The sequence below is a fragment of the Streptomyces anulatus genome (assembly GCF_000721175.1).
Lineage (GTDB): Bacteria > Actinomycetota > Actinomycetes > Streptomycetales > Streptomycetaceae > Streptomyces > Streptomyces anulatus_C.
On sequence record NZ_JOEZ01000019.1, the window covers coordinates 30,382 to 46,448 of the forward strand.

Sequence of the window (16,067 nt, forward strand, 5' to 3'; positions counted from 1 at the left end):
GGTCGTTGTCGGGCATGGAAACGGTGGTCACACGAGCCGGACGGGCAGTCGTGTGACGGCCTTCAGGAAGCGCGGGCCGACCTCGTCGGGGTCGGCGGCCAGGCGCACGTCGGGGAAGCGCCCGAATAGCTTGTTGAGCGCGATCTCGGTCTCCGCCGTGGCCAGCGACGCCCCGGGGCAGAAGTGGTCGCCGGCGGCGAAGCTCAGCTGCGGGTTGTCGTCGCGGGTGACGTCGAGGACGCGCGGGTTGGTGAAGCGCTCCGGGTCGTTGTTGGCGGCGCCGACCACGAGCTGGATCTGGCCGTCCTTGGGGATGGTCACCCCGTCGATCTCGATCGGCTCCGCGGCGAAGCGCGGCAGGGCCATCTTGATCGGGCCGGAGTAGCGCACCAGCTCGCGCACCGCCCGCACGGTGTTCTCCGGCTGCGTCTTGACCAGCTCCAGCTGGTCGGGGTGGGTCAGGAGGTTGAAGAAGCTGAGCGAGATCGAGTGCCGGACCGTGTCGAGCCCGGCCTGCACCAAAACCAGGACCAGAGCGACGAGTTCGACCTCGTCGAGCTTCTCGGTCTCGTCGCTGACCTGGACCAGGTCGGAGATCAGGTCGTCGCCGGGCTGGGCACGGCGCGCGCCTATCAGCCGGATGACCGTGTCGACCATGCCGTGCAGCGCGGGCGGCAGGATCTCCGGGTCGGGGCGGACGAAAGTGGTGAACGCCTCGGACCACTTCAGCCACTGGTCGCGGTACTCGTCGTCGACGCCGAGGAGTTCACAGATGACCGTGGTGGAGATCGGGTGGGCGTACTCGGCGACGAGGTCCGTCTCGCCTCCGGGGTCCATCCGGTCGAGCAGCTGGTCCGCGAGCGACTCGATCCGGGGGCGCAGGGACTTGACCCGGCGCACCGAGAACGCCCGGTCGATCAGGGACCGCACGCGCCGGTGGTCCTCCGGCACCATCGTCATGATCGTCGAGTCGAAGTACTTGAGCAGCTCCTCGGGCACGCCGCGGCGGCGCATGCTGTCGAGGTGGACGCCCTCCGGCGGGTGGTTGCTGACCCGGCGATCGGCGAACAGGCTGCGGACCGCCTCGTAACGGGTGACGACGTAGACGTCGTTGCCATCGGAGAAGCGGCCCGGGCACACCGGTCGGGGCGCTCCTGTCCAGCGTTCCCCCGCCTCGCGGTCGGTCACGAAATTGACGTCGGACAGGTCGAACTCGACGTCCGTCCAATCGAATGTTCCGGTCACCAACATCCCCATTCGCTAGCTTCACAACGCTGATCCGGGTGTTGACGGGGGCCGCTGGCGAGCGGTGCGGCACACTCCGGGTTGAACCAGGCAGCATTCAGATACATGACTGTATCAGAATGCGGTACTGTATCTGAGTTCTCGGAAGGAGGCCGATCATCAGCAAACGACTCACCCGGCAGGAGAGCCGGGAAATCACGCGCCAGGAGCTGCTGCAGGCAGCTGCCGACCTGTTCGCCGAATGCGGCGTCAACGGCACCTCGGTCGAACAGATCGTGGAACGCGCCGGATACACCCGGGGCGCCTTCTACGGCAACTTCGACGGCAAGCAACAGCTGATCCTGGCCCTCCTGGAGCAGCGCACCGAGCGCGAACTGGCCGAGGTACAGGCACTCAGCGCCAACGCCGGCTCGTTCGAGGAGACGATCGAGCACCTGCGCACCTGGCACCGCGAGCGGGACAAGAACTTCGCGAGCTGGCTGGCCCTGCGCACCGAGCTGTGGCTCTACGGCATGCGCGATCCTGCAGTGCTGTCCGTGCTGGCCGACCGCGAGCGCCGCTCCCGCGAGGCGATGGCCCAGGCCCTCACGCAGGGTTTCGCCGCCCGCTCGGTCACCCCGCCCGCGCCGGTGGAGCTGCTCGCCCTGATCGTGCACGCCCTGGACGACGGACTCTCCATCCAGCGCGTGCTCTCGGCCGGCGAGAGCCCGGCCGGGGGCGTCATGGACGTGGTGGATCTGCTGATGCGGTCGTGGACCGCGCTGGCCCGCGCCGGGACCACCGAACCCACCGGTCCGCCCGCCCCGGAGAGCGGCACCACTCCCTGAGCCGTCGGCCGGTCCCTTCTCCCGGCCACGCCATACCGAAGAACTGGAGTACCCCCCATGAGCGAGGAAGCGAAGTCGACGACGGCGGAAGCGGCTCTCGGACCGCCCGTCGCCGCCGACGGTCCGGACCCCAAGCGCTGGCTGGCGCTGATCGTCCTGCTTGCCGCGACTTTCATGGACCTGCTCGACGTCAACATCGTCACCGTGGCGATCCCGAGCATCCAGGAGGACCTCGGCGCCTCCTCGGCCGCCGTCCAGGCGCTGAACGTCGGTTACACCCTGTCCTTCGCGGTCACGCTGATCACCGGCGGCCGTCTCGGCGACATCTTCGGCCGCAAACGGGCCTTCCTGGCCGGCGCCGCCGGCTTCGTCGTGGCCTCGGCCCTGTGCGCCTTCGCCCCCAGCGCCGAAGTCCTGGTGGCGTCCCGAGTGCTGCAGGGCATCGCCGCCGCGATCATGGTGCCGCAGGTCTTGGCGATCATCTACGTGACCTTCCCGGCGGAGGAGATCGGCCGGGTCGTCAGCCTGTACGCCAGCATGATCGGCCTGGCCATCGTCGCCGGACCGCTGCTGGGCGGCGTGCTGGTCTCCTGGGATCCGGGCGGCCTGGGATGGCGGACCGTCTTCGTGGTCAACCTGCCGTTCGGCGCGGCCGCCCTGATCGCCGGCGCGATGTGGATGCGCGAGTCGAAGTCGCCCCGTGCCACCCGGCTGGACCTGGTCGGCATGGTGCTGGTGACCACCGGCCTGCTGTTGCTGCTGCTGCCCCTGCTGCGCGGCCGCGAACTCGGCTGGCCGGCCTGGAGCATCGCCTCGCTGATGGCCTCCGTGCCGGTCCTCGTGGCGTTCGTCTACTACGAGCGGTACAAGACCGCCAAGGACAGGTCGCCCCTGGTCGTCCTCTCCCTCTTCAAGATCCGGACCTTCGGTGCCGGGGTCGGCGCGCAGCTGCTGTTCAGCTGCATCCCGGCCGGCTTCTTCCTCAGCTGGACGCTCTACCTGCAGGGCGGTCTCGGCTGGTCGGCTCTGCACACCGGTCTTACCGCGATCCCGTTCTCGCTGGGCGTCCCGATCGCCGGCAACCTCGCCGTCCGCAAGCTGTTCCCCCTCTACGGGCGCAACTGCCTGTTCGCCGGGGCGCTGCTGATGATGGCCGGGCTTCTGCTGTACGCGTGGATCGCCGACCTGGCCGGCGAATCGATCACCTCCTGGCACGCCGTCGTCCCGATGCTGCTGCTCGGCTCCGGCATGGGCATGCTGCTGGCTCCGCTGACCGGCCTGACCCTGAACAACGTCGAGCCGCGGGAGGCGGGCGCGGCGTCCGGCCTGATCAACGCGGCCGGTCAGCTCGGCGCTGCCCTCGGCGTGGCGATCATCGGTGCGATCTTCTTCTCCGGCCTCGCCTCCCATGCGGGCACGGAGGCCGACCGGGTGCTGCCGAGCGTCCCGGCCGTCGCCTCGCAGCAGGCCGAGATCCGCACCTGCGCCGTCGACGCCCACGACCAAGCCGACCTCACCGCCGTGCCCGACACCTGCCGCGCCCTCGGCACCGATGACCCCGCCCAGCAGGAGGTGATCGGAAACGCCCTGGCCGACATCAACTCCGGGACGTTCACCGCCGCCTTCAGCGAAGCCCTCTACTGGGCGTCCGCAGGCCTGGCCGCGGTGATCTGCCTGCTGTTCCTGCTGCCGCGGCAACCGCGGCGCCTGGGAGTGTCCTGACCGTCCCCGTCCCCCCGACACCTGAGGAGCACCACCACCATGCCCCGCAAGAATTACCAGATCATCGTCTACGGCAAATTCGCGCCGCTCGACGACGACCAGCGCGCCAAGTTGCTGGCCGTGGCCGACAAGCACGACCTGTTCCAGTCGAAGTTCACCGAGGAGGGCACCGTCACCTACGAGCGGACCCTGCTCACCTTCACCTTCCGCTGTGTCGTGAAGGCCGACGCCGAGGACAAGATCGACGAGGTCGTCGCCGGGGCCGAGAAACTGGCCACGGCCGCCGTCCGGGACCTCGGCGCCGATGTGCGCGACCTGCGGTCCGTCTGCACCGACCTGGAGACCATCAAGATCAAGCGACGGGGACGATGACGCCCGAGACATTCACCATTCTCCTTTCCGACTCCGCTCTGCGGCGGGTTTTCTCGGCCATATCCCTGGGCTCGTCGACGTCCGCGGAGATCCTCGCCACGACCGGGCTCGCCGCCCCGGAGGCCGCCCCGGCGATCGGCCGGCTGCTGCGCGAGGGACTGGTCGTCGCCCAGGGCCCGGGCCGGCTGGCCGTCGACGAGGCCGCCCTGGGCGCCGCGGCCGAGACCGCCGGCCTCCGCCTGCAGGAGCAGGCGGAGGCCGAACAGCCCGATCCCGGGCTGCGCGGCTACGTCCGTGGCACGGTGCTGGTCCGGCTGCCGGAGGACGACGACGAGACCCGGCGGGCCGTGCTGGACCACGTCGCGGCGACGACCTTCGAGGCCGACCGGGGGTACGACGAGCGCACCGTGACCGATCTGCTGCGGCCGTGGTGCGAGGGCACCACCGTGGACCCGGTCTCGCTGCGGCGGTTCCTGGTCGACGACGGCTTCCTGCACCGCGAGTCGGGCGCCTACCGGCTCGTCTCCCTCGTCGGGCCCGGCCAGTCATCCTGAACCCGCCGCAACCGGCGAGGACCGCGGGCACCGGACGGCCTCCAGGACGGCGGCCTGGTAGGGCGTGAGCGCCGGCCCCGGCGGGGCGGACGTCGGCCAGTGCGGGTCGCGGCCATACGTGAAGAGCGTGCCGAGCGACGACAGCATGGCCCGGCGTTCGGTCCGCCGGCGGCCGGAGGGCAGCACCTCCCCCGGCCGTCCGGCGCTCTCCAGCGTCTGCCGCAGGCTGCTGAGCAGCACCGGATGGGTGCTGACCTCGACGAAGATCTCGTGGCCGTCCTCGGCCAGCCGGCCGGTGGTGGCGGCGAACCGGACCGGCTCGCGCAGGTTGCGCATCCAGTACTCTGGCCCGAGCTCGGTGCCGGGCACCGGCGCCGCGGTCACGGTCGAGTAGATCGGCACCCGTGACGGCACCGGGCTCAGCGAGCGCAGCGCCGTAGCCAGGTCGTCGCGCAATTCGTCGACGTAGTGACTGTGCGAGGCAACCGTGCCCCGCACCATCCGGCAGTAGACGCCGCGCCGGTCAAGGTCCTCGACCAGAGCGGTCAGCGTGGCGGTGTCCCCGGCCAGCACGGTCGAGCGGGGACTGTTCTCCCCGGCGACGCAGATACGGCCTCCGCTGGCGTCGGCCAGGGCGTGTGCGGCCTCGGGCGACAGCTCGGTGGTGGCCAGCGCACCCCGGCCGGCGATGCGCCGCAGCAGGGCGCTGCGGCGGCATGCGATCAGCAGGGCGTCATCGAGACTGAGCGCTCCGGCCGCGTACCCGGCGGAGATCTCGCCCATGCTGTGCCCGGTCACCGCGTCCGGCTCCACGTGCCAGCTGCGCCACAGGGCCACCAGGGCGATCTGCAACGACACCATCGTCGGCTGCAGCACGTCGATCTCACCGAGACGCGATGCCGCCGGGCCGGCCCGCAGCTGCTGGATCACCGAGAAGCCGGCCAGCTCACGTACCCGTTCGTCGCAGCGCCGCAGCGCCGCGCAGAACACCGGCTCGGTGGCCAGCAGCTCCAGGCCCATGCCGTCCCACTGAGCGCCCTGACCGGCGAAGACGAACACTAGGCCCAGTCGGCGGGACAGCGACGGTGCCGACGTCCGGTCGGCCCACCCCTGCACCAGCTTGTCCAGGCCCGCGGCGAGGTCGTCGTACGACTCGGCGGTGAGAGCGGCCCGGTGTGCCAGGCCGGTCGTCCCGGCTGCCGCGTCGTGGCAGTACCGGGCCAGCGAGGGCAGATCCCGGCCGGCGCGGATCCGGTCGGCGTGCCCGTGGATCGCGGCGAGCAGGCCGTCCTCGGTCTCGGCGGCGACGGCGAACAGCCGTACGGTCACTTCTCCCCCTCACACTCGGACGGCGACCTGGTGCCGGTAGCTCTCCATCGGCAGGCCACTCATCCACGGCACGATGCCCAGCCGGCTGAGTACCTTGATCGAGGCGGGCGGCCGGTAGTCGGCGAACATGCCACCGAACATCAGGATCTGACTGTGCGTGGCGATCGTGCGCACCAACGGGTTCATCCGCTGCCGGTCCAGCGTGCGGCGGAAGCGGCTGCCCGGGGCCATCCGGCGGCGCACCGCGGCGCGGACCTCGCCGGAGACGTCGTGATCGGTGATCCACTTCAGCTGAGGCATCTCCTCGGTGATCCCGCGCATCGTCCGCAGCCGCGGACGGGTGAACACGTCGATGTGCGACAGCGCCCCGCCCGGACGCAGCACCCGCGCGGCCTCGTGCAGAAAACGGCCCAGATCGGGGTACGTGTGCGAGCTCTCGATGTTGATCAGCACATCCACCGAGGAGTCCTCGAACGGCAGCTCCTCGGCATCGCCATGAACGAAGCGCAGGCTCTCGCCCCGCGCCAGGGTGGCCTCGGCCCGGGCGATCGCCTTCGGCGACAGGTCCAGGCCGGTCATCCGGGCGCCGGGAACGAGCCGGGACAGGAAGTTGAGCCCCTCGCCCGTCCCGCAGCCCACCTCGAGGACCGCCCGGCCGGCGCACCCGTCCAAGCCGTCCGGAAGATCGCGCAGAGCCAGGTAGTAGAGCTGCTCGCTGAAACCGTCGGTGCCGAACTCGGTGAACCCGGGCAGCCGGGCCTCGATCTCGGCTGCCAGATCAGGGTCGTGCATCCCCCAGTTCCACAGCTCGCCGCGACCGGACAGGGTGGCCGCCATGTCGTAGATGGAGGAACTGGCCGACTTCATCCCGGCGGCCTTCACCCCCGAGCGGGGTGCTCTGGACTCGTCGAGGTTGATGTCCGCCAGACCGGCGGTGAAGGCGGTCATCACATCGGGTTGGCTCATTGTGGTCTCCGAGTTCGCCGGATCGGTGCGGTCACGCGTCGACGGTGTCGCCGCGCATCAGGTCGTCGGCGCCGTCGGGCACCTCGGCCGGGTCGGAACCGACGTTCTGCGGTCGGTTGCCGCCGTCGACGAAGACCACACTCGGCCGGTACGCGCGAGCCTGTTCCTCGGTCATCGCCGCGTACGAGATGATGATCACCAGGTCGCCGGGGCTGATCAGCCGGGCCGCTGCGCCGTTGATGCCGACCACGCCGCTGTTGGCCGGCCCCTCGATGACGTAGGTGCTGAGCCGGGCGCCGTTGTCGATGTCGACGACGTCGACCTTCTCTCCGGGCAGCAGGTTCGCGGCGGCCATCAACGTCGAGTCGAGCGTGAGCGAGCCGACGTAGTGCAGGTCCGCCTGCGTCACCGTTGCACGATGAATCTTCGACTTGAGCATCTCTCGGTACACCGGGTGGTCTCCGTTCACCATGTCACCGGCAGCTCGTGGACGCCGTAGATAATCGATTCGGGGTTGGTGCGGACCTGGTCCGCGGGTGTCGCCAGACGCAGCTCGGGCAGCCGCCGGGCCAGCGCCTCGAACGCGATCCGCAGTTCCAGTCGCGCCAGTTGCTGCCCGACGCACTGGTGGATGCCGTAACCGAACGAGAGATGCGCCACCGGCGGCCGGGTGATGTCGAGGCGGTCCGGGTCGTCGCAGAGCGCCGGGTCCCGGTTCGCCGCGGCCAGCGACAGGGACACCGCGTCGCCTGCGGTGAGGTGGTGCCCGTCGAAGTCCATGTCGGTGCCTGCCGCACGGATCGAGCCGGCGTGCATGACCGTCACGTAACGCAGCAGTTCCTCCACCGCGTTGGCGCCCAGGCCCGGGTCCGCGGCCAACGCCGCGTACTGGTCGGGATGCGCCAGCAGGGCGAAGGTGCCCAGCGCGATCATGTTCTTGCTGGTGTCGTAGCCGCCCACGAGCAGCACGCTGCCGATGGTCGCCAGCTCCTCGTCGCTGAGATCGCCGTCGGCGACCAGCGTGCCGAGCAGATCGTCGGTGGGCTCTTCGCGTTTGGCACGGATCAGGTCCATCAGCTGCCCACCGACGTTCTGCCAGCCGGCGATCGCCTCCTCCGCGCTGGAGTGGACGGTCAACAGCGCCTTGATGCCCTTGACGAACACGTCACGCCGGTCGGCGGGAACACCGAGCAGCTCGCAGATCACCAGCCCGGCGACCGGCTCGGCGTACGCGGCGACCAGGTCGGTGGGGCCGCCTTCCTCGATCATCCTGCCGAGATACAGCTCGACGTGCTCGGTCAGCCTCGGCTCCATGGTCCGGGTGCGGCGGGCCGAGAACCAGGCGGTCAGCCGACGCCGGTAGTGGGTGTGCTCCGGCGGGTCCATCGCCGTGAACATCCCCGGCGCCAAGTCGGTCCGGTTCCCGGCCATCGGCAGCGGGATCGGCGTTCGCAGCAGGTCGCCGCGCGAGCTCATGCTCCGGGCGGCGAGGAGCCGGCGGACCTGGTCGTAGCCGGTGATCAGCCAGCCGAGGTGGCCGTCGGGGAAGACCATGCGGGCCACCGGTTGTTCCGCGCGCAGCTCGGCGAGTTCGGGTGCGGGGTCGAACGGGCAGGTGCCACGGGTCATGGGCAGGCCGTCGACGGGACGAACGGTCTCGGACACAACGCTCTCCTTTGCTAAACGCCGGTGGACCCGACGATCTCGGCGGCTTCGGTGATGAGTCGGTCGGCCAGCTCGTCGGCGTGCCGGTCGCGCCAGGCCTCGTACGGGGTGCCGCGCAACCAGTGGTTGCAGGCGCCCAGCGCCGGCCCGCAGGCCACCTGGTAGTCCGCGACACGCTCCGGGGTGCCCTCGATCGCCCACCGCTGGGCTTGGGCGCAGTACCAGCGGAAGACCAGGGCCATCCGCCGCTTGGGGTCGGCCGGCTCGCCGGCCGGGACGACCCGCGACGCGAGTTCCTCGAAACCCGCGCCGAAGTAGTCGCGTTCCACCCGGGACTGGATCTGGCCGGGCACGGCGTCCCAGGAGTCGTAGGTGCGCCACAGGTCGTAGAGCTTGCCGGCGCGTACGTGAAAGAGGACGCCCTTCCGCAGCACCCGGGCCCGGCCGCCGAGTTCGAACAGCGCGCCGTACGGGGCGTACGCGGTGTCGTGCACGTCGAGGTCGGGCAGCAGGTCCTTGGCGGGTTCGCTGAGCCCGCTCTCGGCGGTGCAGAGGTTGATCGATCCGGTGAGGATGAAGTCGGCGCCCAGTACGAAGGCGGCGGCGGCCGACTCCGGAGAGCCGATGCCTCCGCCACCTCCGACGCGTACGCCGGAGGCGACCCCGCCGAGCTGCGCCCGCAGCCGGCGCACCGAGGGCAGCAGCGCGGGCAGTGCGCCCTGGTCGGTGTAGTCGGCTCCGTCGCCGACCGCGCAGATGTCGTCGGCCAGGGCGATCCGCTCGCCGGCCGCGGCCTCCTCGGCGGTGAGCAGTCCGTCGTCGACCAGCCGTGCCACGAGGGAGCGCGGCGGCGGCGCGAAGAACAGGCGGGCGGTGTCCAGGCGGGTCACCTTGGCCAGCAGCTTGCGTGGGGCGTGCACGGTGCCGTCCGCGAGGATGCGGGCCCCGGTCAGACGATGCCGCACCAGCGCGGGGGTCACCTCGACGTACGTGGCCGCCTCGACGAGACGGACGTTCTCACGGACCAGCAGGTCGACCATGTCGGCCTCGGCGCGCGGATTGAACGGGTCATGGGTGAGGTTGACCCCGAACGGCGCGGTCGCCCCGGCTGCCGCCCGGATGCCGCGGATCGCGTCGGCGACGTCCGCGAGCGGGAGCCCGGCCGCACCGAAGCAGCCGAGCAGGCCGGAGCGGGCCAGCCGGGCGACCAACGCGACGGAGCTGACGCCGTGGTGCATGCCGCCGGCGACGTAGGCGTGCCGGACCCCGTGGTCGCGCCGGAACTCCGCCGAACCCAGCTCCACGCCCCGCGGCGCCGCAGCACCGACCGGCCCGGTCGGCGCCACGGTTCGTTCCGGCTCGGGTCGGAGCGGGGTGGCCTCCTCCCGGATCCGGGCGATCAGCTTGGTCAGCACCTGCCCCGGGCCCAGTTCGCGGACCCGGAAGTCACCTCGGCCCATCAGCAGCCGGATGCTGTCGGTCCACCGCACCGGGGAGACGATCTGGCGGCGCAGCGTGGCGGCCACGGCGTCCGGCGCGTACGGCCGGGCGTCGACGTTGCTGATCACGGGGATCTTCGGGGCGGCGAACGGCGTGGCGTCCAGCAGGCGCCCGAACTCCTCCGCGGCCTGCGCCATGTAGCGGCTGTGGAAGGGGGCGCTGACGTTGAGCGGGGCACAGCGGGCGCCCTTGTCCTTGAACAGCGCAAGCGCACGGTTAACCGCGTCGGCCGGGCCCGCGATGACGGTCTGGGTCGGCGCGTTGTAGTTGGCGATGTCCAGTCCGGACAGCTCGCTGTCGCGCAGCACCTCCCGGACCAGGTCGGCGTCGACGGCCGAGACCGCCGCCATCGTGCCGCCGGTGACCTGTCCCATCAGCCGGCCGCGTTCGGCGACCAGACGCAGCCCGGTCTCGAAGTCGTACACGCCCGCGGCGAACAGGGCAGCGAACTCGCCGAGGCTGTGCCCGAGCAGGTAGTCGGGCAGGCGGCCGCCCTCTTGCAGGGCGGCCAGCCAGGTGAGGGCGTCGACCACGTACAGGGCGGGCTGGGTGTACCGGGTGTCGCGCAGGTTGCGGCCGGGGTCCTCCAGGCACAGCTCACGGATCGAGTACCCCAGGACGGCGTCGGCCCGTTCGACCAGCTCGGGGAACCGGTCGAACAGGTCTCGGCCCATTCCCTTGGCCTGAGCGCCCTGGCCGGGGAAGACATAGACGTCGAAGCCGTCGCCCGGGGTGGCGGGGTCGGCCACGGGCGTCTCATTGGTCATGGTGGTCACCTCGGTTCGTCGAGCCGGTGCGGCGAGGAGCGAGCGGGTGTCGAGCACCGCCTGGTACAGCACCTCGTCCCGGGCGTACGGGGAGAGCAGCGGCAACACCCGGGACCGGCTGCCCTCGGGAAGCCGCGCCCGCACCAGGTTGGCCATCGACCCGGACGGACCCAGGTCCAGGAAGAGCAGATCGTCGCGAGCCAGCAGCGGTTCGAGGGCTCGTGACAGGTCGAACGGCTCGCGCAGGACCCGCCAGAAGTGGTCCGAGTCGGGGTGGTGCACCTCGGCACCGGTCGTTCCGGAGATCAGCGGGATCGTGGCGGGTCGCGGGGTGAGAGCGCCCACGAGCTTCGTGAACGCGCCGCGCACGCCGTCGATCAGCGGTGAGTGGAACGGGTACAGCACCGGAAGCCGTTGGCAGAGCACACCTGAGGCGTTCAAGTGGCGCTCGATGTCGTCGAGCCGGTCGGCCGTGCCCGCGAGCACGAAGTTGTCCGGCGCGTTGATCGCGGCCAGATGTGCCCCGGCCAGCGCGGGATCGCGGTCGACGAGGGCGGCGTCGGCGAGGACCGCCAGCATCCCGCCGCGCGGGCACTCCGCCTCGAAGAGCGCCACTTGGTCCAGCAGCGAGCGCAGGCATTCCTCGGGGTCGAAGATGCCGGCCACCGTGGCGGCGACGACCTCGCCCAGGCTGGCGCCGAGCACCAGCTCCGGCTCGAAGCCGCGGGCGCGCAGCGTGCGGGCCAGCGCGTACTCGACCATGAAGATGGCCGGCTGCGTGAGCGACAGGCGGGTCATCGCCGTCTCCGCGCCGCGGCCATCGCCATGGATCGCGGCGATGACCGAGTCGCCGTGGACATCGCGCACCACCGCGTCCAGGGAATCCAGGGCATCGCGGAAGACCGACTCGGCACCGTAGAGCCACCGGCCCATGCCGTGGTACTGGGAGCCCTGGCCCGCGAAGAGGAAGACCGGTGTCAGCATGGTGAGGGGTCCTGTTCGGTCGCTCACGCGAGCCCGCGCAGGCGGCCGGCCAGCGCGGCGGGGGTCGGGTTCTCGAACACGTCGGTGAGAGCCAGCCGGACGCCGGTCTCGTCCTTGATGCGCTGCGCGAGCGAAGCGGCGAGCAGCGAGTGGCCGCCGCTGGTGAAGAAGTGGGCGTCGGCGTCCAGGTCCGGCCGACCGAGCAACTCGGCGAAGAGCTTGGTCAGGATGGCGGTGAGCGCGTCGCCGCCGGCCGGTCCCGCGGTGTCGCCGCCGGCCGCGGCCGGTTGTCGCGCGGCGAGGTTCGCCAGTGCCAGGTAGTCGACCTTGTCACTTCCGGTGCGCGGGAACGCCTCCACCGCGAGGAACCGGTGCGGCACCACCGAGCGTGGCAGCCGCTGCCGGGCGTGCTCCCAGAGCTCTTCCACCGCCTCGGGCCGGTGCGGCACCTGGACGAAGGCGGCCAGGCTGCCGTCTGCGGCGGGATCGCCGACCACCAGTACGGCGGCCGCCTCGACGTCCGGGTGGTCGGACAGAACCGCCTCGATCTCGCCCAGCTCGATCCGGTTGCCGCGCAGCTTCACCTGCCGGTCCATGCGGCCCAGCAGGTCGATGCGGCCGTCCGGTCGCCAGCGCGCCACATCTCCTGAGCGGTAGAAGCGTCCCCACTGGGGGTTCACCCCGAAGCGCTCGGCGGTGAGGTCGGGCCGTCCGTGGTAGCCGGAGGCGACACCGACTCCGGCGACGCACAGCTCGCCGCGCAGGCCGATCGGCAACGGTTCCCCGTTCGGGCCGGCGATGAAGACCCGGGTGTTGGCGATCGGCGTCCCCACGTCCACTCGGTCGCCGGGATCCGTCGGTACCCGGCCCGCGGTCGCCCAGATCGTGCTCTCCGTCGGGCCGTAGACGTTCCACAGTTCGGCGCCCGCCGCGGTCAGGGTCGCGGCCAGCCCGCCGGGCAGGGGCTCACCGCCGCTGAGCAGTGTGCGGCCGGCGACCAGATCGGTGATGCGGTCGGCGACCAGTCGCCAGGTGGTCGGTGTCGCCTGGAGGAATCCGATGTCGTGGGCGCGTATCTCCTCGGCCAGCAGGGCTCCGTCGGTGCGGGCCTCGTCGGGCAGCACGACCGTGTGGCCGCCGTGCAGCAGCGGCATCATCAGTTCCAGCGACGAGGTGTCGAAGCTGTATGTGCTGAGCCAGCCGGTGGGCCGCGCCGTCGTAGCGACGCCGAAGCGCACCGCGTAGTCGGTGATGTGGTTGACCAGGCTCCGGTGCGTGATCGGGATGCCCTTCGGCCGTCCCGTCGATCCGGACGTGTAGATCACGTACGCGAGGTCGTCCGGCCCGGCCACGCCGGCCGCGCCGGCGTCTACGGGGACGGTGGGGGCGGTGTCGACGTCAGGGGCCGGGATCGTGCGCCGGTCGCCGGGCGCGGTGAGCCCGTCGCCGGTCACCACCACCCGTGCGCCCGCGTCGTCGAGCTGGTAGGCGATCCGCTCCGCCGGGTGGTGCGGGTCCAGCGGCAGGTACGACGCTCCGGCAAGCCACGTGCCGAACACCGCGGCGGACAGCGCCGCACCTCGCGGCGCGAGCAGCGCGACGACGTCGCCGGGGCGGACACCGGCCGCCGTCAGTCGCTCGGCGGTGTGCACGGCGGCGCACCACAGGCGGCCGTAGCTCACCCGCTGGTCCCCGTCCCGGACCGCGAGGGCGTCCGGATCGGCTGCGGCGCGCTCGGCGAATCCGGCGAGCACCGACGTCAGGTCGACCGGCTGGTGGGTCGTGTTGGCGGCTTCGATGATCGCGCGGTCCTCGGGCGACCAGATCGACAGCAAGCCGACCGGCGTGTCCAGGGCGGCGCCGACGGCGACCAGCAGCGCGTCATAGCGGCGGACCATCAGCTCGACGTCCGCACGGTCCAGGACTCCGGTGTAGAACGCCGCGCGCACGGTTGCGCTGTCACGGTCGGAGGTCACGAAGAACTCCAGGTCGAACTGGCTGAACCCGTTCTCGACCACGACCAGTTCCGCCGCGGCGCCGGCCACCGTGAAGGTGCGCTGGTCGGCGGTGAACGGCACGTAGTTGAACACATGGCGGAACAACACGTTGCGCCAGCCGGAACCGTCGCGCTCGATCACGTCGAGCAGTTCGTCGGCCGGCATGTCCGCGTGAGCCATCGCCTCCATGAACACCCGGCGCGCCCGGCCGACCAGCTCCCGGAAACCGGCCGTGCGCTCGGTCAGCAGGCGCAGCGTGACCAGGTTGCTGTGGTAGCCGACCGCCCCGGCTGCCTCCCGGCCGCGCGTGTTGACCGGCGATCCGATGGTCAGGTCGGGGCCGGCGCCGTGCCCGGCCAGCAGCACCGCGTACGCGGTGAGGAGGACGACCGACTCGGGCGCGCGCAGCTCGCGTTGGAGCCGCCGGACGACCTCGTGCGCCTCGGGCGACAGGACGTGGGTGACCTCGTCGCCCTCCAGCGTGGTGGTTGCCGGGGCCGGCTTCTCGCACCACAGCTCCAAGCCGGACGAGCGGAACCCGGCCATGGTGTCGCGCCAAAACGTCACACTCTGCTCGGAGGGCTCGGGCTCGTGCCAGGCGGGCACCGGGTCCGGCTCGGGGGTCCGGCCGGCCAGCGCCGCCTCGTAGAACTCGACGAGCTGGGCGCGCAGGAGGGCGGTGGACTGCACGTCGGCGATGGCGTGGTGCAGTGCGAGACAGAAGACGTCTTCGTCGGGGCCGTGCAGCAGCAGGGCGCGCAGCAGCGGGCTCCCGTCGGCCCGGAACGGGCGGGCCACGAAAGCGGTCAGCGTGCCGCGCTCGTCACCGTGCCCGGCGGCCTGCTCCGGCTCGATGTGGAGGCTGGGCAGGATGGTCCTGGTCAGGGCGTCGTCGGTGCGGTGGAAGACCGTGCGCAGCACCTCGTACCGGCGTGGCAGCAGGTCGAGTGCCGCGGCCAGGGCCGTCGGGTCGAGGCGGCCGACGACACGGAAGGCCAGCGACAGATTGTTGGCACCGCTGCCGGGCACGAGGTCGTCGAGCAGCCACAGGGCGGTCTCCTTGCGCGAGGCGCGCACGTGGGCGTCCGCGGCGCCGGCCGTCACCGGCGGGCCTGCGAGTCGGCGCCGAGCAGGCCAGCCACGGTCGTGGCGACCTCCGGGGTACGCAGCAGGTCGCGGTGCTCCACCTCGAACCGGACTTCGTCGGCGACTCCGATCGGTGCCAGGCCGGGGGTGGCGCGCATCCGGTTGAGTCCGCTGGCCGGGCTCGCCGAGGTGATGACGGTGGCCCGGGACCAGCCGGGACGCGGGTCCAGTCCGGCGGCGACGCCGAGATAGGTCATGAACGAGCCGACCAGTGCCACCAGTTCACCGGCGTAGCCCTCGTCGAGGCCGGCGCGGCGCAGCGCGGCCGAGCCGATCGGCTCGAAGATCGCGTAGAGCTCGGCGGCGAACTCGGCCGGTGTGGTTCCGGGCCGGGCGGCCAGGCGCTCCGCCGCGCCGGCCAGCTCGTCGACCTCGGCCGGGGTCAGCACGGCGGTCATGTTGCCGATGACCCGGCCGAACTGCAGGTGGACGGTGGGCACGTCGACGAGTTCGGGGTCGAAGACCACCACCTGCGGCGCCGTCGGCTGCCGGGCGGCGATCCGCTCGGCCAGGGCACCGGCGAAGACCGATCCGGCGCAGTAGCCGAGGACCGCCCGGACCGTACGTCCGCTCGCGGCGACCTCGGCCAGCCAGGGCGCGAGGTACTCGTCCTGGTCGATGCCGGGGCCGGGGACCCGGGCCGGGGCGACGGTCTGCCACAGGGCGCAGTCCAGTCCCAGGCTGGGCGTCAGGTCGGTGAAACCGCCCTCGTTGCGGCCCGTCACCGGGAAGTCGGTGGCGAGCACTACGTCGGCGTCCGATGCTGCGTCGAGCACCACATTCCACACGGCAGGGCTTGGCATCTGGCAATTCTCCTGAATATCTAAAGGTCAATGCAGGGCAATTTTTCACGCATCGCCGGAGCCGTTCTTCGCCGATGCTATTCACCAATCGAGGCGTTGTCCACCTCGATTTTTCAGGCAATTTTCGAGCATTTTTTGGCATGCCCCAGCAGGCAAGACCCTTACGGGCCACGCCGAAATGGATGACTAA

The 16,067-nt window shown here is 71.3% G+C and carries 12 protein-coding genes; 4 read left to right on the plus strand and 8 right to left on the minus strand.

Translation table 11 applies throughout. The features are described 5' to 3' along the window. Positions 1-27: 27 nt before the first annotated feature. On the minus strand, positions 28-1,245 hold the full coding sequence (locus IG90_RS0123115; protein ID WP_157846338.1) for a cytochrome P450 family protein: 1,218 nt from the start codon (positions 1,243-1,245) through the stop codon (positions 28-30). A gap of 212 nt (positions 1,246-1,457) precedes the next feature. On the opposite strand from IG90_RS0123115, the gene IG90_RS0123120 reads away from it, so the two are divergent. From IG90_RS0123120 to IG90_RS0123135, 4 genes are read left to right on the plus strand one after another with little or no spacing between them, the layout of a single operon-like run. Further along, positions 1,458-2,072, plus strand: coding sequence for a TetR/AcrR family transcriptional regulator (locus IG90_RS0123120; protein ID WP_245170720.1), 615 nt, complete (start codon positions 1,458-1,460; stop codon positions 2,070-2,072). 57 nt (positions 2,073-2,129) lie between these two features. Then, complete coding sequence (locus tag IG90_RS39640; RefSeq protein WP_033894572.1) at positions 2,130-3,794, plus strand: MFS transporter; 1,665 nt, start codon at positions 2,130-2,132, stop codon at positions 3,792-3,794. 39 nt (positions 3,795-3,833) lie between these two features. Further along, on the plus strand, positions 3,834-4,166 hold the full coding sequence (locus IG90_RS0123130) for a DUF6204 family protein (protein WP_030587711.1): 333 nt from the start codon (positions 3,834-3,836) through the stop codon (positions 4,164-4,166). Beyond that, complete coding sequence (locus tag IG90_RS0123135) at positions 4,163-4,720, plus strand: DUF2087 domain-containing protein (RefSeq protein ID WP_030587714.1); 558 nt, start codon at positions 4,163-4,165, stop codon at positions 4,718-4,720. The genes IG90_RS0123130 and IG90_RS0123135 overlap by 4 nt, the downstream gene beginning before the upstream one ends. Here the strand turns inward: IG90_RS0123135 and IG90_RS0123140 are convergent. From IG90_RS0123140 to IG90_RS0123170, 7 genes are read right to left on the minus strand one after another with little or no spacing between them, the layout of a single operon-like run. Then, positions 4,712-6,049: an acyltransferase domain-containing protein gene (locus IG90_RS0123140; RefSeq protein WP_051860220.1), complete on the minus strand. Its 1,338-nt coding sequence runs from the start codon at positions 6,047-6,049 to the stop codon at positions 4,712-4,714. The two genes, IG90_RS0123135 and IG90_RS0123140, sit on opposite strands and share 9 nt — an antisense overlap. A gap of 9 nt (positions 6,050-6,058) precedes the next feature. Then, on the minus strand, positions 6,059-7,015 hold the full coding sequence (locus IG90_RS0123145; protein ID WP_030587720.1) for a class I SAM-dependent methyltransferase: 957 nt from the start codon (positions 7,013-7,015) through the stop codon (positions 6,059-6,061). A 31-nt stretch (positions 7,016-7,046) separates the two neighbouring features. Continuing rightward, a complete protein-coding gene (gene panD / locus IG90_RS0123150) occupies positions 7,047-7,466 on the minus strand; it encodes an aspartate 1-decarboxylase (RefSeq protein ID WP_030587723.1) in 420 nt (139 codons plus the stop codon). 14 nt (positions 7,467-7,480) lie between these two features. After that, positions 7,481-8,680: a cytochrome P450 gene (locus IG90_RS0123155; protein ID WP_030587726.1), complete on the minus strand. Its 1,200-nt coding sequence runs from the start codon at positions 8,678-8,680 to the stop codon at positions 7,481-7,483. Positions 8,681-8,694: 14 nt separating this feature from the next. After that, the gene (fabD, locus tag IG90_RS0123160) at positions 8,695-11,931 is read right to left on the minus strand and encodes an ACP S-malonyltransferase (RefSeq protein WP_030587731.1); all 3,237 of its coding nucleotides are present in this window, start codon (positions 11,929-11,931) and stop codon (positions 8,695-8,697) included. Positions 11,932-11,954: 23 nt separating this feature from the next. Continuing rightward, entirely contained in the window at positions 11,955-15,032 is a 3,078-nt protein-coding gene (locus tag IG90_RS0123165; RefSeq protein ID WP_030587734.1) for a non-ribosomal peptide synthetase, read from the minus strand. After that, positions 15,029-15,877: a hypothetical protein gene (locus IG90_RS0123170; RefSeq protein ID WP_124288614.1), complete on the minus strand. Its 849-nt coding sequence runs from the start codon at positions 15,875-15,877 to the stop codon at positions 15,029-15,031. The genes IG90_RS0123165 and IG90_RS0123170 overlap by 4 nt, the downstream gene beginning before the upstream one ends. Between the last annotated feature and the right edge of the window lie 190 nt (positions 15,878-16,067).